The following is an 18927-nucleotide window of genomic DNA, read 5'->3' as shown; positions in this document are numbered from 1 at the left end:
CCGAAGGCAGGCTTGTTTTTTACTTAAAAAGAGTCATTTTATTGAGTGGCCAGAAGCGAGCCTTGACTTCACCGATAAGTTTTTCTTTTTTAAAACTACCAACTTCACGGCTGTCGCGTGAGACAATTCGGTCATCTCCAAGAAGGAGGTATTCACCTTCTGGTACACTGATTTCAAAACGTGTTTGACCTTCAGCATTAGTGGTGAAGGCATCCGATGTTTCAGCTAATTGCTGAAATAGACTATTGTAAGCGTAAGTCTTTTGAAGCTTGTCCTTTTTGAACTCTTTAAGGTAGTTAACTAGGTAAGGCTCATCTGTTTTTTTACCATTAATGTAAAGCGTATCATCGTTGTAGGCAATGGTATCACCTGGCATGCCGACAACTCGTTTGACAATTTCTTTTTTCTGCCCATTTTCTTCCTCACGGGCAACGACAATATCGAAACGGTCAATTCTAGCTTGGTTTAAAACAATGAGACGTTCCCCATGGGCTAACGTAGGGTCCATGGAGTGGCCATCAACTTTAACAGCTTGCCACAAGAAAAGACGAGATAAACCGAAGAGGATGAGAAAGAGGGTAAATGGGCCCCATTCTTTAATAAAATGTTTCATATAATTCCTTTTTAATGATGTTTATTTGAGAAGCGCTTGGGCTTTTTGAGTATTGGCAAAATGGAGTTTAGCACTATATGCTAAGCTAGACATGCCATAAGCGGCTAAGAGTTGGCTGGCGACTTTATCTGAGGCTTGTCCAGCCCCGCTTGGTAAACGATAGCCTAATTCTTGGCCTAATGTATCAAGGTTTTCTAAAAAGAGGTTTCGAGCAATAATCGAGCTAACCGCTACTGCCAAATAGAGACTCTCAGCCTTTTCTTGAAAGGTTAGAGGATTTGGGAAATGGTTTTTTTCCTTTTTTAGATGCTTTTCATAATTTGATTGGCTAGTGAAAGCATCGATCACAATTTTCTCCGGATTGATCCCTTCTTGTAAAAGCAAATAGATGGCCTGATTATGAAGAGCTACTTTGACTGAAACCGCATTGTAGGGTTTGTCTTTGCCCACCATCTCGTTGTATTTTTTGGGAGAGAGTAACAAGGATTTATGCGAAATCTTTTCCTCTAAAATAGGTGCAATCCGCCGAATGGTCTGGTCGGTTAAGGTTTTAGAATCATCAACCCCAAGCTTTTTCAGGAAGGAATGATCTTTAGGATCGACAAAACTTGCCACAACAGCAATGCCACCAAAGTAAGAACCGTTTCCTACCTCATCACTCCCAATCATGGGCAAATTTTGGTTGGTGCTCGCCTTTTGGGAATTTGAATTGGTTACTGGCAAGCCAAGTTCCTCTGCCAGAGCATCAGCTGATGAACCTTGCAAGACCAATTTGCCAGAGGTATATAAGAGTAAGGTAACCCCGTTTTTTTTTGCAGCGAAAGCCACATACGGGTTTCGATTGCTGATTTGATTAGCAACTAACTGTTCTTTTAGCGATTGACTCAACTGAGCATCTATTTTTAAAACTAAGGTGTCCATAAGAACTATTTTAACATAAAATGACAGACTATGGTCAATTCCCAAGTTTATTTTGGGGAGAAAAGAGACTCGTAGTCCGTTAAAAAGCTGGGACTAGTAGTCGTGAACATTTTACGAAAGCTTGATTTTACGGTATAATGCTAAAGAGGTGACCCTATGAAAAGTATTAATCGTTATAAATTCACCTTTGGTGAAAAAACACTAACATTAACAACAGACAAAGACAATCTTTTTATGGAAGAAGTTGAACGTGTGGCTAAGGAAAAATACCATACCATCAAAGAGCATTTGCCGGAAGCTGATAATGAGACCATTGCTATCTTGATGACTATTAATACCTTATCAACACAATTAAGTCGAGAAATTGAGATTGAAAAAATGGAGGCGGAACTGTTAGACCTCCGTCAAAAAGCCTTGGCGGGTCTTCAAGAAAAGGCTAATCAAGTAGATGTGAATGAGGTTTAGTCATGTTATCCGTACTAATTGTGCTTGTTTTGATTTGGAATGTCTATATTGGTTACAATAGAGGGATTATTCTCCAAAGTTTTTATACTTTGGGAGCTTTAGTTTCTTTGTTGGTGGCTCACCATTTCTATGTCGGTCTAGCCCACAAGATTACCCTGTGGATCCCCTACTCTAACCCTGTAGAAGGAGTGACCACTTTCTTCTTTAAGGAAGTCGACTTGTTTGATTTGAGCAAGGTCTATTATGCTGGCATCGCTTTTTTTGCTCTCTTTTTAGGAACTTATGCTGTGGTTCGACTTGTTGGGGTACTGGTCCACTTTTTCCCAATTGATTATTTTGACAACCAAAGAGCAAAAGTTGTCAGTGGTATACTAGCTCTTCTGGTATCACTCCTGTTTGTTAGCATGGCCTTGTCTATTTTAGCAACGATTCCTATGCCTTTTATTCAGAATCACTTGCAGGCTAGTTCTCTCAGTCGCTTGCTGATTGAACATTTCCCGCCTTTTACGACGGTTATTCACAAACTTTGGATTCAGGCGATTGTCTAATAAACAGTGTTGATTATAACACGATAGAATCTGTGGCTAGCTAGTCATAGGTTTTTTTATTAGAAAGGCTATTGATAGGATGGTAGTGCTGAGAAGTCGTTGATGGAGAACGACTTTCTTGCCCTTTTTTAAATAATTTTAGGTATAATATTTATATGGATAAAAAGATTTTAGAACAGTTAGAATTTGATAAGGTCAAAGAACAATTTCGGGTCTACCTGCAGACAGAGCAGGGGAACCGTGAATTAGACCAACTTGAACCCCTCAATCATCATGACAAAATCAAACATTACTTTTTAGAAATTGAAGAGATGGCTGGCATTTTTGTAGAGCAACATCACTTTGCATTGGGCAGTCTGTCTGACATTTCAGCTAGCATGAGACGTTTGGAACTGGAAGCTGATTTGAGCATTCCCGAATTATTAGCAGTCAAAAAAATACTTCAGGTATCAGCAGAAGCGAGTCGCTTTTATGTTGATTTGGAAAACGTTCAGCTGCAAGCCTTGAAGCGTTTGTTTGAAAATCTGGAGCTTTTTCCTAGCCTTCAAGGCAGTCTTCAGGCTATTAATGACGGTGGTTTTGTGGAAAGTTTTGCCAGTCCCGAGTTAGAAAAAATTCGTCGTAGCATCTCAGACAAAGAACATGCGAGCCGGAATGTCTTACAAGATTTACTCAAAAAGCAAGGTGACTATTTGTCAGAAAGCTTGATTGCTAGCCGAAACGGGCGTAGTGTCTTACCTGTCAAAAACACTTTCCGTAATAAGGTGGCAGGGGTCGTTCACGATATTTCGGCTTCAGGAAATACGGTTTATATTGAACCACGAGCTCTTGTTCAACTAAATGAAGAGCTGACGCAGTTACAAGCCGACGAACGCCATGAAGTGTCACGTGTCCTTCAAGCCTTATCTGACCTCATCAGACCTCATAGTCGAGCTCTTACCAATAATGCTTGGATTCTGGGGCATCTGGATTTTATCAGAGCCAAATACCTCTATATGAGAGACAATAAGGCCACGGTCCCGGCTATTTCGGATGATAAAAGTTTACAGTTGTTAAATGTGCGCCACCCTCTTTTGCAGGAGCCAGTTGCTAATGATTTGCATTTCTCTAAAGATTTGGCTGTTATTGTGATTACTGGTCCGAATACTGGTGGTAAAACCATCATGCTAAAAACACTTGGTTTAGCCCAGCTAATGGCCCAATCGGGTCTGCCTATTCTAGCAGATAAAGGTTCCAAAGTTGCTGTTTTTAGTGGTATTTTTGCTGATATTGGCGATGAACAATCCATTGAGCAGAGCTTATCAACTTTCTCTAGCCATATGACTCATATTGTTGCTATTTTGAATCAAGCTGATGCAGACAGTTTAGTACTCTTTGATGAGCTAGGGGCAGGAACAGATCCGCAAGAAGGAGCAAGTCTTGCTATGGCAATCTTGGAGCAGTTACGCTTAACTAATATCAAAACCATGGCGACTACCCATTACCCTGAACTAAAAGCATATGGCATCGAAACTCCCTATGTGGAAAATGCCAGTATGGAGTTCGATAGCATGAGTTTAAAACCAACTTACCGCTTTATGCAGGGAGTTCCAGGTTGTTCAAATGCCTTTGAAATTGCTAGACGCCTTGGGTTGGCAGAGCACATTGTCAAAGAAGCTCAAAACATGACAGACACAGATAGTGATGTTAACCGTATTATCGAACAGTTAGAGAAACAAACTCTGGAGAGTCGTAAGCGGCTTGATCATATTCGAGAAGTGGAGCAAGATAACCTCAAATTTAACCGTGCGGTCAAAAAATTGTACAATGAGTTCTCACAGGCCAAAGATAAGGAAATTGAAAAAGCTACCCTTGAAGCGCGTGAGATCGTAGACTTAGCTTTAGCAGAAAGTGACAGTATTTTAAACCAGTTGCATGACAAAGCTGCACTTAAACCTCACGAAGTTATTGAAGCCAAGGGGCAACTCAAACAGTTAGTGCCAGAAAAGAGTCTTTCTCAAAACAAGGTCCTAAAGAAAGCGAAGCAATTACGAGCTCCTCGAGTAGGAGACGATATTATTGTAACAGCCTATGGCCAAAGAGGAACCTTGGTAAAAGAACTCAAAGATAAGAAGTGGGAAGCGCAAGTTGGACTGATCAAAATGACCCTCAAAGAAGATGAATTTAGTCTTGTGAAGGTTGTTGAGGAAGTTCAAAAACCAAAGAAAAAAGCCATCAACGTGGTCAAGAAGGCTGCTACTGGTGGTGGTCCTCGTGCCCGTCTGGATTTGCGTGGCAAACGGTATGAAGAAGCGATGCAAGAACTAGACGCCTTTATTGACCAAGCTCTCTTAAATAATATGAGCCAAGTGGATATTATTCATGGGATTGGCACTGGTGTAATCCGTGAAGCTGTTACCAAATACCTCAGACGAAACAAACATGTTAAAAGCTTTGGTTATGCTCCACAGAATGCGGGTGGATCAGGGTGTACCATTGCGAACTTAGGTTGAGATGTTCCACACTCTTTCTGAAAAGATAACAAAAACAAGCCTGCCTCTACCGAAAGTAACAGTTGAGACAGGCTTGTTTTTGAATGTGGCTATTAGATATTGAAGACATCATTGAGGTTTTCTGCCATTGAGGGATGGGTGAAGATTTGATTTTTTAAGTAAGTATAAGGGATATGATTATCTATAGCCATCTTGATAAGATTAATGTATTCTTGAGACTGTGCTCCTAGTAAGGTCGCCCCTAGAACCTCTTTGGTGTCTGTATTAATAAGGACTTTAAAGAGACCTCGAAGATCATTATTGACATGAGCCCGTGGCATATTAGCCACCAAAAGTTCATTGGCTTTGTAGGGAATTCCTTTTTCTTGAGCTTCTTTTTCTGTCAAACCAACCTGAGATAAAGGTGGCTCGATAAAGGTCGTTGTAGGGATTGGCCCGCGTTCCTTGTGATTGTAGGTGCTAGCTCCTGTCAATTGCCCAAGGACGATTCGAAAATCATCTAAAGAGGTGTAAGTAAACTGAGGACCACCAGTTACATCTCCAACAGCATAAACCCCTTCAACGCTTGTTTGACAGTAATCATCAACGGAAATAGCGCCACGATCTGTCACTGTGATATCGGTGTTTTCTAATCCTAAATCTTCCGTAGCAGGTTTTCGTCCCATAGCGTAGAGCAAGAGGTCAAAAGCTTCCGTTTCTTCATTAGCTTTAACAAGAACTTGACCGGCCTCATTATTGCTAACTTCTTCAACCGACGCAGATAGATGGAAAGTGATACCCTCTTCTTCTAAATAACGTTTTGCTAATTTGGCGACACTTGGTTCATAACGTCCTAAGATTTCTGGGGCAGCCTCATACACAACCACTTGGCTCCCTAATTTAGCGTAAAGACTAGCAAATTCTAGTCCGATATTTCCTCCACCGATAATAGCCAGGCGTTGAGGTTGTTCTTTTACGGACAGAAGGCCAGTGCTATCAACCACATGATGACTATCAGCTAAGCCAGGAATTGGGAACTGATTAGAAATGGCCCCTGTATTGATGACAATTGTTTCTCCTTCCAATTCAAGTCGATCGCTACCGGCTTCAATGAGAATTGTTTTATTAGCTAAAAAGCGAGCTTTCCCATTGTAAAGAACAGCACTCGAGCTGGTTAAAGCGTTTTCATTTTTCTGACGAAGCCGACTAACAACTGTATCTTTATGCTCCATTGCCTGCTCGAAAGTTGCATTAGATTCTGCTGCAACAATTAATGATTTGGTTGGAATACAGCCAATATTGATACAGGTACCGCCATACATGTGGTCATTTTGCTCGATGAGGGCAACCCGTTTCCCTAGCTGAGCCATCTTGCCGGCTAATGTTTTACCTGCTTTACCAAATCCAATAACAATAAGGTCGTAATGTTCCATAAAAATAACCTCCTTTGTAATTAATTATGTCTAACTAGTACTAGTTTGACAAAAGTAGCCAAACTTGTCTTAAAATCACTACGATAGTCGTTGTATAAAAACATTGCTAGAAAAAATGACACAAAGACCTTTTTCTTGGAGGATAGGCAGTGCGTAGCAGATTCTTGCATTATCAGCCTATTTGCCATACAATAGGCTTATAAACTTGAAGAACGGAGAAAAACTTATGGCACATATTGTAACAGATGCTACTTTTGAAACAGAAACAAATGATGGTTTAGTTCTCGTTGACTTTTGGGCAACTTGGTGTGGACCTTGTTTGATGCAAGCGCCAATCCTTGATCAGTTAGCTGGAGAATTGGATGAAGATGAACTCAAAATTGTGAAATTGGATGTAGATGAAAACCCTGATACTGCTCAACAATTTGGTATTATGTCTATCCCAACCTTGCTTTTCAAAAAAGACGGTAAAGTGGTGAAACAAGTGGCGGGTGTTCATACCAAAGACCAGATTAAGGCTATTGTGGCTGAATTAAGCTAAAAGAAAGTAAAACAAAAGAACTGAAGAGGATTAAGTCTCTGAACTGCACCCCAAAAGTTAGACAACAAATCTAACTTTTGGGGTGTTTTTCTATGAAATTAAGTTATGAAGATAAAATTGAAATCTATCGCTTACGACAATCTGGTTGGACATGGCCTAAAATCAGTCAAACATTTAATATGAGTAAGTATAACCTTCAATACATGGTCCGCCTTATTGATATACACGGATTGGAAAGTGTTTGTAAAAGGAAAAATAGGTATTATTCTCCTGAACTAAAGCAGGAAATCATAAACGAAGTTCTGATGAAAGGTAGGTCTCAGCTAGAGGTTTCTCTAGATTATGGATTACCAAATAAGGGAATGCTTCCTAATTGGATAGCGCAATACAAGAAAAACGGGTATACTATTCTTGAGAAATCAAGAGGGAGACCTGTAAAGATGGGACGCAAACCAAAGAAAAAACTTGAAGAAATGACTGAATTAGAGCGTCTTCAATATGAAAATGAGTACCTTAGAGCGGAGAATGCCGTACTAAAAAAGTTGAGAGAACTCCGCTTGAGGGACGAAGCAAGGCTCAAAGAGCAACAGAAATCATTCAAGGACTAATCAATGTATTTGATTTAAGAATCCTACTTAATATTTTGAAGCTGTCTCGATCAACCTACTATTATCAGGTTAAACGTCTAACTCAGGGAGATAAAAACAAAGAATTAAAAGAAGCTATTCAAGATATTTATTCTGAGAACAAAGGGAGATATGGTTACCGTAGAATTCACCTCGAACTTAAAAATCGAGGCTATAAAGTTAACCATAAGAAAGTTCAACGTCTGATGACAGAACTTGGGTTGAAAGCTAGAATCCGTGCGAAACGTCGCTATAACTCTTATAAAGGTGAGGTGGGCAAGAAAGCTGATAATCTCATTAAGCGTCAATTTAAAGCTGCCCAACCACTTAAGAAGTGTTATACCGATGTCACAGAGTTTTCAATTCCTGCTAGTGATCAAAAATTGTATCTATCACCAGTTCTTGATGGCTTTAACAGTGAGATTATTGCATATCATTTATCTACCTCGCCAAACTTACAACAACTTAAAACGATGCTTTCCGAGGCTTTTCCTGAACAAACTTATCAGGGCACTATTTTACATAGTGACCAAGGATGGCAATATCAACACACTTACTACCATCATTTTCTTGAGGAGCATGGAATGAGACCGTCCATGTCGCGTAAAGGAAATAGCTTAGATAACGGCATGATGGAATCTTTTTTTGGAACATTGAAGACAGAAATGTTTTATGGGTTTGAGAAGGAATTTACTTCCCTCGAAACATTAAAAACAGCTATTTCAGAATATATCAACTACTACAACACTAAACGAATCAAACTGACATTAAAAGGACTAAGTCCTGTGCAATACAGAACTCAATCCTTAACTTAAAATATAATGTCCAACTTTTGGGGGTCACTTCACTCTCAGTTCTTTTTTATCTTGACGTCATCGACGATTCTTTCCCTTTTAGATAAGCCTCTAGCATTTTCTTTTGAGGTGTTGCCATAGGATAGTTTTCCATATCAGAGAGCTTGACCCAAGCCATTTCTTTCCCTTTGGGAAGTTCTTGTTGGGAAATAAGGCCTTCTGTTAAAGCGATGGTCCACTTTTGATGGCTAAAGGTGTGTTTTACCAGAGGAAAAGTGTCAGTTGTCCACCGGGGCACCAACCCGTAAGTTTCTTCGAAAAGCTTGGTTTTAGAAACCCTTACGAGATCAGGGTGATTTTCTTCAAAAAGGTCTAGCTGTTGACTCACAAAGCTAGTTTCCATTAGAGGGAAGGACCAAAAACCACCCAGTAATCGCCCTTTGGTATTTTTTTCTAAAAGTAGTTCCTCGTCAGCATTGACGATAATAAAAGCTTGAACCTCAATAGGACGTGGTTTTTTCTTTGGTTCCTTAATAGGGTATTTATCATAGGTGCCGTGTAAATATGCAGCGCAGAAAAAGCGGATAGGAGACTCGTCTGGTCTAGGATTTTTAGCAGATTCGATATCCGTACCTAAATCCATCAAGGCCTGATTGAAATCTCCAGGGCGGTCGGGATCGATTAATCTTTCCATCAATGCTTGGAAAATTTTCCGGTTCTTGGGATCTCCAATGTCATAATTCACTTCAAATAGACGGGCCATAACACGCATCACGTTCCCATCGACAGCAGGTTCAGGAAGGTCAAAGGCGATACTGGCAATAGCTCCAGCAGTGTATGGGCCTATTCCCTTTAATTTGGAGATGTCCTCGTAGGAGGAGGGAAATACCCCGCCAAACTCTGTCATGACTTGCTGCGCTGCTTTTTGCATGTTACGGACACGGGAATAATAGCCTAAGCCTTCCCATGCTTTGAGCAAGCGTTCCTCATCAGCATTGGCTAATTTGTCAATGGTGGGAAAACAATTTAAAAAGCGTTCGTAATAAGGAATAACCGTAATCACCTGAGTTTGCTGGAGCATAATCTCGGAAACCCAGATGTGGTAAGGTTTTTTGGTTCGGCGCCAAGGCAAATCACGTTTTTCTTGATCATACCAGTTTAAAAGAGTGCGACGGAAAGAAATAATGGTTTCTTCGTCCCACATGTCAATGCCATAATCCTTTAAATCAATCATGTTGTTATTGTAACACAGGCTACCAAAAAAAATAAGAAAAAATTGTTCCATGAGATTTTCACATTTGCCCAAAATAGATTATAATAAAATTAAGAATATCTCATCTATATGTGGGATAAGCCGTATTAAATTAATAAAAGAGATAATAAAGATTGAGAGGAGGGAGTATGTTTTTAAAGCTAAAACATCTTGTAGATCAGTATTCATGGCTATTTTTCGCTTTCATGATACTGATTTTGTTTTTGAATTACCTTTACCCTTTTGATACGTCATTAGAGGGCCTTCAACTGGAGTGGTTTATGATGACTAAAGTGTTTCCTGCTTTGGGCATTTTGTGTGCTTTTGTTGCTATTCTTTTTCGAAAACTTAATCTTTTTATTTTAGCATTGATTTTATATTTTGCCCTCTGGATAAAATTGTTTATTGCCTTTTCTTTTTTTACTTATTTTTTGGGTGTTTAAACAATGATAACAGACCTCGTCAGAGGAAGCAGTCAACCGAATTGATGAAGGTTTAGAACGTTTAGGTCCTAAACCTTTTTTGATAAAAGAAAAGACTCTAAAAACTTGACTTTAGTAAACGCTTACATTATAATAAAACTATAAAGAAGGATGACAAGTGACAACTAATTATAGGAGGTATTCTTATGATGAACGGACATGTCGCACGGTACAAAAACGGAGATTAAAAACTCCAACAAACGGTAGGCAAACCAATTTTACAACGCTATCAAATGTGATCACATGCTAAAACTTATCGAGAAATCCAAATTGGCCAAAGGAGCGCTCTAAACAGTATAAGTTTGAAAAATCTCCAATATTGAAAGGACGTATGTTATGCTAAGATTCAATAAAGGACGCTATAAAAACGGAGACTAGTTAACTTGTCACTAGTCATCCTTGATATTGTTATTGTCACTCAGTGAAGATGAACTTATTTTAATGTGTTGCTATTGTCACTCAGGGGTATACTGCATTTCGAAATAGGAGGGTCTTATGAACGTAGCAAGATACAAAAACGGAGACATCTATTAGCTCATAATAATATGTGGAACAAGGACGCCATTAACAATTAATAAGTAAGCTGGATATTGGAGGAAATAGCAATGGTTCTCATGTCAGCAGTGTTATATGCTTTGCTGTTATTAGTGGTATATAGCCTAGCTGGAGGGGTTAAGAACCACACCGTTGAAATAATCTTATTTATTTTAGTGATGGTTGGCTATAATTTTCTTCTCAATCGAATCCCAGATAATCTACATATGCTATTCTATATGGTGTTGTATGTGCCAATTATTCTTTCAAGTATTCGATATTTAAGGAATAAGAAAGCTATAAAACCATATTACAATCTCGTTGCGTTGCTTTTCTTGCATTTATTATTTGCTTATCTATGGATAACTCTATTGACTGGAACCTTTTTAGGACTTGTTTAACGGTTAGTTTGCTACAACCATATTCCAGTTATTATTATTATCACTCAGTGTGAAAGATTTACTTATTTTATGTGTTGCTATTGTCACTCAGGGAATACTGCATTTCAAAATAGGAGGGTCTTATGAACGTAGCAAGATACAAAAACGGAGACACCATAGCCTATTGCAAAAAATAGCGTAAGGGGTGAATCCTGTGTAAAGTTTACGAACAACTGAACAAAAAAAACGAAAATCAAGAACAAGATATCCTTTTAAAAAACCATTTCATTGATTCATAGAAAGGAGATTGCGCATTAACAATCAAAACCTTATCTCCTCTTTAGAGGAACGAGTAATACAACTCCTTATGAAATGATTGTAGAAGGGAGATTATCACTAAAAAATAATCATAAGATACCCATGGTGTGCAGTGGGTATCTTTTTTATGACAAAAAACAAATTTCCCTTGATTTTAACATCAGTTTCAGGTATACTAGTAATCTGTGAGCATCCCTCACTTACTCGTTACAAAGGTAGCGAGTCATTAGACCAAAAGGAGGAAAACATCAATGGCTAAATACGAAATTCTTTATATTATTCGTCCAAACATTGAAGAAGAAGCTAAAAACGCTTTGGTAGCACGCTTTGACTCTATCTTGACTGACAACGGTGCAACTGTTGTTGAATCAAAAGATTGGGAAAAACGTCGTCTTGCATACGAAATCAACGATTTCCGTGAAGGACTTTACCACATCGTTAACCTTGAAGCGACTGACGCAGCAGCTCTTAACGAGTTTGACCGTCTTTCAAAAATCAATGGTGACATTCTTCGTCACATGATCGTTAAACTTGACGCTTAATTCCAACTAAGAGGGTAGTTTATGATTAATAATGTAGTACTAGTTGGTCGTATGACCAAGGATGCAGAACTTCGTTACACACCAAGTCAAGTAGCTGTGGCTACCTTCACACTTGCTGTTAACCGTACCTTTAAAAGCCAAAATGGTGAACGCGAGGCAGATTTCATTAACTGTGTGATCTGGCGTCAACCGGCTGAAAATTTAGCGAACTGGGCTAAAAAAGGTGCTTTGATCGGAGTTACGGGTCGTATTCAGACACGTAACTACGAAAACCAACAAGGACAACGTGTCTATGTAACAGAAGTTGTTGCAGATAATTTCCAAATGTTGGAAAGTCGTGCTACACGTGAAGGTGGCTCAACTGGCTCATTTAATGGTGGTTTTAACAATAACACTTCATCATCAAACAGTTACTCAGCGCCTGCACAACAAACGCCTAACTTTGGAAGAGATGATAGCCCATTTGGGAACTCAAACCCGATGGATATCTCAGATGACGATCTTCCATTCTAGTCAGAATGGATTGAACGAATACGAAATTATTTGAGTTCGGGCTAAAAATTTAGAACTTAGAATTTAGATCAACTCCCTAGGAAATCAAGATTTCTTGCCAGTTTTCTAAAATTCAGTCGTTTTTTAAGAGCCCTTAACATCATAATTTATAAAGGAGAAAATACATGGCTCAACAACGTCGTGGCGGATTCAAACGCCGTAAAAAAGTTGACTTCATCGCAGCTAACAAAATTGAATATGTTGATTACAAAGATACTGAGCTTCTTAGCCGTTTCGTTTCAGAACGTGGAAAAATTCTTCCTCGTCGTGTAACTGGAACTTCAGCTAAAAACCAACGTAAAGTAACAACAGCAATCAAACGTGCTCGCGTTATGGCTCTTATGCCTTACGTAAACGAAGACTAATAAACCAACAGTCCATTTCGGACTGTTTTTTAGTTGATTAGAATAGTCTATGCATGTAGATGAATTTTGTCTAAAATACAGATGAGAGTAAACGAAAATCCTTGCGTAGACAGCAAGGATGAAATGATTGTTATTTGTTAACAGGTGACATAGTGTTTTGAATGTTGTATTTGCGTTGTAGGTAATAGCGTAAAGCAAGGGAAACACCACCAATAATGAGCAAGGCAAGAGGAGGCAACTGTGGGTTAAGAGAGGTTGGTAAAAAGGCAGTTGCAGAGTACAAGGCAATCCAAATCAACATGGCTAATGACAGGGCTGCGATGATTTTGAACCAACTTGGACGAAGGCTTTTATCTTTGCCGAGATGGCGATAAATAAAATAGTAGGTAGCATACATAGAAGCTCCTCCACCAAAACCCAGTGCCAATAAAGAGATCAACCCTGTAACTGTAGCGTTTGTGTTGAAGAAGGTCATAATGCCATTTAGCAGAGCAACCACCCCAATAAACAATAAAGAGGTATCGAGCCACATCAACCAAGGGTTGGTGTTTTTATCAGTTTCTGCTGCTTTTTGACTAGGGTCTTGGCTAAAGGAAGCTGCCCAAGCGGTCGGAGTCCCTAATAGATTTCGAGCGGTGACTCCTTTTTTCTGGTTTTCGAGAATAGTTGGAATGGCTTCTTCGAGAATCAGTTTAATGTCCTCATCGGACTTGCCATCTTGGATCAATTTGTTGGTAGCGGTGTGGATAAATTCTTGATTTTTTTTGGTAAGTTCTTGTAATTCCATGGGAATCCCTTCTTTATATGGGTTAGTTACAGTAAGTCAATGATATTAGCTAGTGGTAATGAAACTTTGGAGCTAGCCGTTTGACACAGAGTTTTGTCAGGTGTTAACTACATTCTACAGCTTGCTCCACTCTAGAACCATTTTTTTCTAATAAAGTAAATCACAACAAAGGAACTAAGGAGCATAGCAATCAAGGTAATATACCAAAAAGCATGTTCTAAACCATTTAGCGGTAGCCAATTGTTCTGGAAATTCATACCATAGGCAGAGAAAATCACAGTTGGTATATCTAAAGCCATGGTCATCAAGGCCAGTGTTTTCATAATGGTGTTCTGGTTGTTGTTGATAATGGAAGCAGTGGTTTCGGTCATGGCATTCAAGACATTTTCATAAATGCCAGCCATCTCAATCGCCTGTTGGGTTTCGATCAAGGTATCTTCCAACAAATCCTCATCCTCAATGTATTTCTTGAGGGAGCTGGTTGAGCTGGATAATTTCTTAACGATGCGTTCGTTGAACTTCAAAGAAGCCTTTAAGTAGACAATGGATTTTTCAAGTTCCATCATGTCGATAAGTTCTTCGTTACGAGTAGCTGCTTCAAGCTGAGCTTCCAAACGTTCGCTTTGGCGGTCAATGGTCCTCAAGGCAGTCAGAAAGAGCTCGGCATTGCGATACAAAATCTGAAAAACGAAGCGTGTCTTCATGAAGGTATAGAAATTTTTGACCCGACGGTTGTGAAAATGATCGAAAAGGGTCATGTCATGCAAACAAGTTGTGATAACAGCATTTTCCGTTACAATAATGCCTAAAGGCATAGTAATATAGTAACTTTTATTGTTACGTTCTTCGTATATCGGGACGTCTACGATAATTAGGGTATAATCATCTTCTACGGCAATACGTGAGGTTTCTTCCACGTCCAAAGGGGCGCGCAAGTCAGAAATATCAATGTTAAATTGATCAGCGATCTCCAGAGACTCTTCCTGGGAAGGGTTAACCAGTTTAATCCAAGCTCCTGGCTCGAATGTTTCTATTTCTTTGAATTCAATTGCCGATGAAAGAAACATTTGTTTCATGACAAGCCCTCCTTTTTGATGATTAACTGGTAGAGATTGACATCAAACCTTGATAATAAAGCCTTCTCAAGGATTTTCTGAAAAATTCTCAATACTTATCTATTATACCAAAAATCGCAAAGTTTGGGGCAATAGGTTATCAGAAATTTTTGTTATAATATAAGAAAGCTCGATGAGGAGGGTGCCTTTTGGCACATTCAAGATGCAAGATAAATTAATTATTCATGGGGCAAGAGCCCACAATTTAAAAAATATTGACGTGGAAATTCCACGAGACAAATTAGTTGTCGTGACAGGGTTATCAGGTTCAGGAAAATCTAGTCTAGCCTTTGATACTATCTATGCGGAAGGACAACGTCGTTACGTAGAAAGTTTATCAGCTTACGCTAGGCAATTCCTGGGTAATATGGAAAAACCAGATGTGGATTCCATTGACGGTCTTAGCCCTGCTATTTCCATTGACCAAAAAACCACCAGTAAGAACCCTCGCTCAACGGTTGGTACGGTGACTGAAATCAATGATTATTTACGTCTACTATATGCGCGTGTGGGCACACCTTACTGTATCAATGGGCATGGTGCTATCACGGCGTCTTCTGTGGAGCAAATTGTTGAACAGGTCTTGGCCCTCCCTGAACGGACTCGAATGCAGATTTTAGCTCCTGTTGTTCGTCGGAAGAAGGGGCAACACAAAACAGTTTTTGAGAAAATTCAAAAAGACGGCTATGTCCGTGTGCGCGTTGACGGGGATATTTTTGACGTGACAGAAGTGCCGGAGCTGTCAAAAAGTAAGATGCACAACATCGAGGTGGTTATTGATCGTCTGGTTAATAAGGATGGTATTCGTAGCCGTTTATTTGATTCGGTTGAAGCAGCTTTAAGGCTGGGAGATGGCTACCTTATGATTGACACTATGGATGGCAATGAACTGCTCTTTTCTGAGCATTATTCCTGTCCTGTCTGTGGGTTTACGGTTCCTGAATTAGAACCAAGACTCTTCTCTTTTAATGCGCCGTTCGGCTCTTGTCCGACCTGTGATGGGCTAGGCATTAAGTTGGAAGTGGATTTGGACTTGGTTGTTCCTGACCCAAGTAAGTCTTTGAAAGAGGGAGCTTTGGCGCCTTGGAATCCTATTTCCTCCAATTATTACCCAACCATGCTTGAGCAAGCTATGGCAAGTTTTGGGGTGGATATGGATACACCTTTTGAGGCCTTGACTGAGGAAGAAAGGGATTTAGTTCTTTATGGTTCAGGGGATAGAGAATTTCATTTTCACTATGTGAATGATTTTGGTGGTGAGCGTAACATTGACATTCCTTTTGAAGGTGTTGTGACTAATGTTAATCGCCGTTATCACGAAACTAATAGTGATTATACGCGCAATGCGATGCGTGGTTATATGAACGAATTGACCTGTGCGACTTGTCATGGTTACCGTTTGAATGACCAAGCCTTGTGTGTGCATGTGGGTGGCGAAGAAGGACCTCATATTGGTCAAATTTCAGAATTATCGATTGCCGACCACTTGCAGTTGTTGGAAGAACTGGAACTCACAGAAAATGAAAGTACCATTGCTAAACCGATTGTCAAAGAAATTCATGACCGCCTGACCTTCTTAAATAATGTGGGACTGAATTATCTGACCTTATCACGTGCTGCTGGGACTTTATCAGGTGGGGAAAGTCAACGAATCAGGTTAGCGACACAGATTGGTTCTAACTTATCAGGGGTGCTCTATATCTTGGATGAGCCTTCTATTGGATTGCACCAAAGAGACAATGACCGTTTGATCGAAAGCCTGAAAAAAATGCGTGATTTGGGTAATACCTTAATTGTGGTAGAACACGATGAAGACACCATGATGCAGGCAGACTGGCTGATTGATGTGGGGCCTGGGGCAGGTGAGTTCGGTGGAGAAATTATTGCCTCTGGAACGCCGAAACAAGTGGCTAAGAATAAAAAATCCATCACGGGTCAATATTTGTCTGGTAAAAAATTCATTCCAGTGCCATTAGAGCGTCGTTCTGGTAATGGCCGATTCATTGAAATAAAAGGAGCAGCGCAGAATAATCTTCAAAGCCTCGACGTGAGATTCCCACTGGGTAAATTTATTGCGGTCACAGGGGTATCAGGCTCAGGGAAATCAACCTTGGTTAATAGTATTTTGAAAAAGGCTGTCGCCCAAAAATTAAACCGTAATGCTGATAAGCCTGGTAAATATCACTCTATTTCTGGTATTGAACATATTGAACGCTTGATTGACATTGACCAAAGTCCGATTGGAAGGACGCCACGGTCAAATCCAGCCACCTATACGGGTGTCTTTGATGATATTCGAGACTTGTTTGCCCAAACCAACGAAGCTAAGATTCGTGGTTACAAAAAAGGCCGTTTCTCTTTTAATGTCAAAGGTGGGCGTTGTGAGGCTTGTTCAGGTGATGGGATTATCAAAATCGAAATGCACTTTTTGCCAGATGTTTATGTGCCTTGTGAGGTTTGCCACGGCAGACGGTATAATTCTGAGACGCTTGAGGTGCATTACAAAGGAAAAAATATCGCAGAAGTCCTTGATATGACTGTGGATGATGCCTTGGTATTTTTCTCTGCTATTCCTAAAATCGCTCGAAAAATTCAAACGATTAAGGATGTTGGACTTGGTTATGTGACCTTAGGTCAACCAGCTACCACCCTCTCTGGGGGAGAAGCTCAACGGATGAAGTTGGCTAGTGAATTGCACAAACGCTCGACAGGTAAGAGCTTGTATATCCTAGATGAGCCAACGACTGGTTTACACACAGATGATATTGCAAGGCTATTAAAAGTTTTGGAACGCTTTGTAGACGATGGTAATACGGTTCTTGTGATTGAGCATAATTTGGACGTTATCAAATCTGCTGACCATATTATTGACTTAGGACCAGAAGGTGGTGTCGGAGGTGGTCAGATTGTTGCCACGGGGACACCAGAAGAGGTAGCTCAAGTTAAAGAAAGCTATACTGGTCATTATTTGAAAGTAAAACTACAACAATAGGATTAGGAGTTCGTTTGAGCTCCTTTTAATCTTTTAAATGCTCTCAAATCATGGTAAACTTAAAGTAGTTTTTTCATGCTACAATATTCTCAAAAGTTACCAAAGGAGTTCGCGATGTCAGGATTTTTAGAACAACGATTAAAACAATGCCAAAAGTTGATGGCAGAGAAGGGACTAGAGGCTCTTCTGGTTACTCATTTAACTAATATTTACTACCTGACAGGTTTTTCGGGGACTGCAGCTACTGTTTTAATAACATCCAGTCGTCGTATTTTCATCACAGACTCACGTTATACCTTGATTGCTAAAGCTAGCGTTCAAGGCTTTGATATTATCGAAAGCCGCACGCCGCTCAAGGTTGTGGCAGAATTGTTAGAGGCTGATAGAGTAGATTACCTTGGTTTTGAAGACCAAGTTGCCTTTTCGTTTTATCAGACCATGCAAACAGAACTGTCAGGAATAACCTTGCTTGCTCAGTCAGACTTTATGGAGGCATTACGTCTCGTTAAGGATACTTCTGAAATCGAGACCATTGCTAAAGCTTGCTCGATCTCTGACAAGGCATTTGAAGATGCCCTTGATTTTATTAAACCAGGGACAACCACTGAACGTGACCTTGCTAATTTTTTAGATTTTCGTATGCGTCAGTATGGTGCCAGCGGCACATCATTTGATATCATTGTAGCTTCAGGCTATCGCTCTGCCATGCCTCATGGACGCGCCAGTGACAAGGTTATCCAGAATAAAGAGAGCTTGACCATGGACTTTGGGTGTTACTACAATCACTATGTTAGTGATATGACGAGGACCATTCATATTGGCCAAGTTACTGATGAAGAACGTGAGATTTATGCTCTTGTTCTTGCTGCTAATAAGGCTCTCATTGATAAAGCTAGCGCTGGTATGACTTATAGCGATTTTGACGGTATTCCGCGCCAACTCATCACTGAGGCTGGTTATGGTAGTCACTTCACACATGGCATTGGTCATGGTATCGGGCTTGACATCCATGAGAATCCGTTTTTTGGTAAATCTGAGCAACTTCTTCAAGCAGGAATGGTGGTAACAGACGAGCCAGGAATCTATCTGGATAATAAATATGGCGTCCGTATTGAAGATGACTTGGTCATCACAGAAACTGGCTGTCAAGTATTGACCTTGGCACCAAAGGAACTGATTGTGTTGTAAATTATCTT

The 18927-nt window shown here is 39.9% G+C and carries 17 protein-coding genes; 11 read left to right on the top strand and 6 right to left on the bottom strand.

The annotated features are described in order from the left end of the window. Positions 1-19 precede the first annotated feature (19 nt). Positions 20-613 carry a signal peptidase I gene (gene lepB, locus FQT67_RS09280; RefSeq protein WP_012767541.1) on the bottom strand — a complete coding sequence of 198 codons (594 nt, stop codon included), beginning with the start codon at positions 611-613 and terminating at the stop codon, positions 20-22. 21 nt (positions 614-634) lie between these two features. Then, positions 635-1534 carry a ribonuclease HIII gene (rnhC, locus tag FQT67_RS09275; RefSeq protein WP_042357991.1) on the bottom strand — a complete coding sequence of 300 codons (900 nt, stop codon included), beginning with the start codon at positions 1532-1534 and terminating at the stop codon, positions 635-637. Between the two features lie 156 nt (positions 1535-1690). On the opposite strand from rnhC, the gene FQT67_RS09270 reads away from it, so the two are divergent. The 3 genes from FQT67_RS09270 to FQT67_RS09260 all read left to right on the top strand — a co-directional run bounded on the left by FQT67_RS09270 (position 1691) and on the right by FQT67_RS09260 (position 5039). Beyond that, positions 1691-1999, top strand: a complete 309-nt coding sequence (locus tag FQT67_RS09270) for a hypothetical protein (RefSeq protein ID WP_003052702.1) — start codon at positions 1691-1693, stop codon at positions 1997-1999. A 2-nt stretch (positions 2000-2001) separates the two neighbouring features. Further along, positions 2002-2547, top strand: a complete 546-nt coding sequence (locus FQT67_RS09265; protein WP_003056838.1) for a CvpA family protein — start codon at positions 2002-2004, stop codon at positions 2545-2547. A gap of 155 nt (positions 2548-2702) precedes the next feature. Continuing rightward, the gene (locus tag FQT67_RS09260) at positions 2703-5039 is read left to right on the top strand and encodes an endonuclease MutS2 (RefSeq protein ID WP_046177431.1); all 2337 of its coding nucleotides are present in this window, start codon (positions 2703-2705) and stop codon (positions 5037-5039) included. Positions 5040-5131: 92 nt separating this feature from the next. On the opposite strand, the gene FQT67_RS09255 is transcribed toward FQT67_RS09260, so the two are convergent. Then, positions 5132-6451, bottom strand: a complete 1320-nt coding sequence (locus FQT67_RS09255; protein WP_046177432.1) for an FAD-containing oxidoreductase — start codon at positions 6449-6451, stop codon at positions 5132-5134. A gap of 226 nt (positions 6452-6677) precedes the next feature. On the opposite strand from FQT67_RS09255, the gene trxA reads away from it, so the two are divergent. Next, entirely contained in the window at positions 6678-6992 is a 315-nt protein-coding gene (trxA, locus tag FQT67_RS09250; protein WP_046177433.1) for a thioredoxin, read from the top strand. A gap of 92 nt (positions 6993-7084) precedes the next feature. Continuing rightward, a protein-coding gene (locus FQT67_RS09245; protein WP_115256712.1) for an IS3 family transposase occupies positions 7085-8433 on the top strand; the annotation gives its coding sequence in 2 pieces (ribosomal slippage) (positions 7085-7526 and positions 7526-8433; 1350 coding nt in all). 46 nt (positions 8434-8479) lie between these two features. Here the strand turns inward: FQT67_RS09245 and mutY are convergent. Further along, entirely contained in the window at positions 8480-9646 is a 1167-nt protein-coding gene (mutY, locus tag FQT67_RS09240) for an A/G-specific adenine glycosylase (RefSeq protein WP_143936417.1), read from the bottom strand. 167 nt (positions 9647-9813) lie between these two features. Here mutY and FQT67_RS11050 point away from each other — a divergent pair, with 167 nt between their 5' ends. The 4 genes from FQT67_RS11050 (at position 9814) to rpsR (ending at position 12837) form a co-directional block, all read left to right on the top strand. Then, complete coding sequence (locus FQT67_RS11050) at positions 9814-10107, top strand: hypothetical protein (protein WP_003052683.1); 294 nt, start codon at positions 9814-9816, stop codon at positions 10105-10107. A 1522-nt stretch (positions 10108-11629) separates the two neighbouring features. Continuing rightward, entirely contained in the window at positions 11630-11920 is a 291-nt protein-coding gene (rpsF, locus tag FQT67_RS09230) for a 30S ribosomal protein S6 (protein ID WP_002983117.1), read from the top strand. A 21-nt stretch (positions 11921-11941) separates the two neighbouring features. Next, on the top strand, positions 11942-12433 hold the full coding sequence (locus FQT67_RS09225) for a single-stranded DNA-binding protein (protein WP_002983122.1): 492 nt from the start codon (positions 11942-11944) through the stop codon (positions 12431-12433). 164 nt (positions 12434-12597) lie between these two features. Continuing rightward, positions 12598-12837 (top strand): 30S ribosomal protein S18, encoded by a 240-nt coding sequence (gene rpsR, locus FQT67_RS09220; protein WP_002983142.1) that lies wholly within the window; start codon positions 12598-12600, stop codon positions 12835-12837. 130 nt (positions 12838-12967) lie between these two features. On the opposite strand, the gene FQT67_RS09215 is transcribed toward rpsR, so the two are convergent. After that, the gene (locus FQT67_RS09215) at positions 12968-13624 is read right to left on the bottom strand and encodes a DUF1129 domain-containing protein (RefSeq protein WP_003059462.1); all 657 of its coding nucleotides are present in this window, start codon (positions 13622-13624) and stop codon (positions 12968-12970) included. A gap of 131 nt (positions 13625-13755) precedes the next feature. Then, positions 13756-14700: a magnesium transporter CorA family protein gene (locus FQT67_RS09210; RefSeq protein WP_011888617.1), complete on the bottom strand. Its 945-nt coding sequence runs from the start codon at positions 14698-14700 to the stop codon at positions 13756-13758. A 202-nt stretch (positions 14701-14902) separates the two neighbouring features. On the opposite strand from FQT67_RS09210, the gene uvrA reads away from it, so the two are divergent. Together uvrA and FQT67_RS09200 are read left to right on the top strand one after the other, a co-directional pair. Then, positions 14903-17731 (top strand): excinuclease ABC subunit UvrA, encoded by a 2829-nt coding sequence (gene uvrA / locus FQT67_RS09205; RefSeq protein ID WP_046176883.1) that lies wholly within the window; start codon positions 14903-14905, stop codon positions 17729-17731. Positions 17732-17845: 114 nt separating this feature from the next. Further along, positions 17846-18919 carry a Xaa-Pro peptidase family protein gene (locus tag FQT67_RS09200; RefSeq protein ID WP_046176882.1) on the top strand — a complete coding sequence of 358 codons (1074 nt, stop codon included), beginning with the start codon at positions 17846-17848 and terminating at the stop codon, positions 18917-18919. Positions 18920-18927: the final 8 nt, after the last annotated feature.

The organism is Streptococcus sp. NCTC 11567 (genome assembly GCF_902141215.1).
GTDB lineage: Bacteria > Bacillota > Bacilli > Lactobacillales > Streptococcaceae > Streptococcus > Streptococcus dysgalactiae.
Note: the sequence above shows the minus strand (reverse complement) of the source record. Positions and strands in the feature narration are given on the sequence as shown.

What these genes read in the sequence shown, in the direction of transcription:
- rpsF (WP_002983117.1), top strand. Translation starts at nt 11,630, where the DNA reads ATGGCTAAATACGAAATTCTTTATATTATTCGTCCAAACATTGAAGAA.
- FQT67_RS09265 (WP_003056838.1), top strand. Translation starts at nt 2,002, where the DNA reads ATGTTATCCGTACTAATTGTGCTTGTTTTGATTTGGAATGTCTATATT.
- FQT67_RS09225 (WP_002983122.1), top strand. Translation starts at nt 11,942, where the DNA reads ATGATTAATAATGTAGTACTAGTTGGTCGTATGACCAAGGATGCAGAA.
- FQT67_RS09260 (WP_046177431.1), top strand. Translation starts at nt 2,703, where the DNA reads ATGGATAAAAAGATTTTAGAACAGTTAGAATTTGATAAGGTCAAAGAA.
- FQT67_RS09255 (WP_046177432.1), bottom strand. Translation starts at nt 6,451, where the DNA reads ATGGAACATTACGACCTTATTGTTATTGGATTTGGTAAAGCAGGTAAA.
- FQT67_RS09215 (WP_003059462.1), bottom strand. Translation starts at nt 13,624, where the DNA reads ATGGAATTACAAGAACTTACCAAAAAAAATCAAGAATTTATCCACACC.
- FQT67_RS09210 (WP_011888617.1), bottom strand. Translation starts at nt 14,700, where the DNA reads ATGAAACAAATGTTTCTTTCATCGGCAATTGAATTCAAAGAAATAGAA.
- FQT67_RS09270 (WP_003052702.1), top strand. Translation starts at nt 1,691, where the DNA reads ATGAAAAGTATTAATCGTTATAAATTCACCTTTGGTGAAAAAACACTA.
- mutY (WP_143936417.1), bottom strand. Translation starts at nt 9,646, where the DNA reads ATGATTGATTTAAAGGATTATGGCATTGACATGTGGGACGAAGAAACC.
- FQT67_RS09200 (WP_046176882.1), top strand. Translation starts at nt 17,846, where the DNA reads ATGTCAGGATTTTTAGAACAACGATTAAAACAATGCCAAAAGTTGATG.
- uvrA (WP_046176883.1), top strand. Translation starts at nt 14,903, where the DNA reads ATGCAAGATAAATTAATTATTCATGGGGCAAGAGCCCACAATTTAAAA.
- lepB (WP_012767541.1), bottom strand. Translation starts at nt 613, where the DNA reads ATGAAACATTTTATTAAAGAATGGGGCCCATTTACCCTCTTTCTCATC.
- FQT67_RS11050 (WP_003052683.1), top strand. Translation starts at nt 9,814, where the DNA reads ATGTTTTTAAAGCTAAAACATCTTGTAGATCAGTATTCATGGCTATTT.
- rnhC (WP_042357991.1), bottom strand. Translation starts at nt 1,534, where the DNA reads ATGGACACCTTAGTTTTAAAAATAGATGCTCAGTTGAGTCAATCGCTA.
- trxA (WP_046177433.1), top strand. Translation starts at nt 6,678, where the DNA reads ATGGCACATATTGTAACAGATGCTACTTTTGAAACAGAAACAAATGAT.
- rpsR (WP_002983142.1), top strand. Translation starts at nt 12,598, where the DNA reads ATGGCTCAACAACGTCGTGGCGGATTCAAACGCCGTAAAAAAGTTGAC.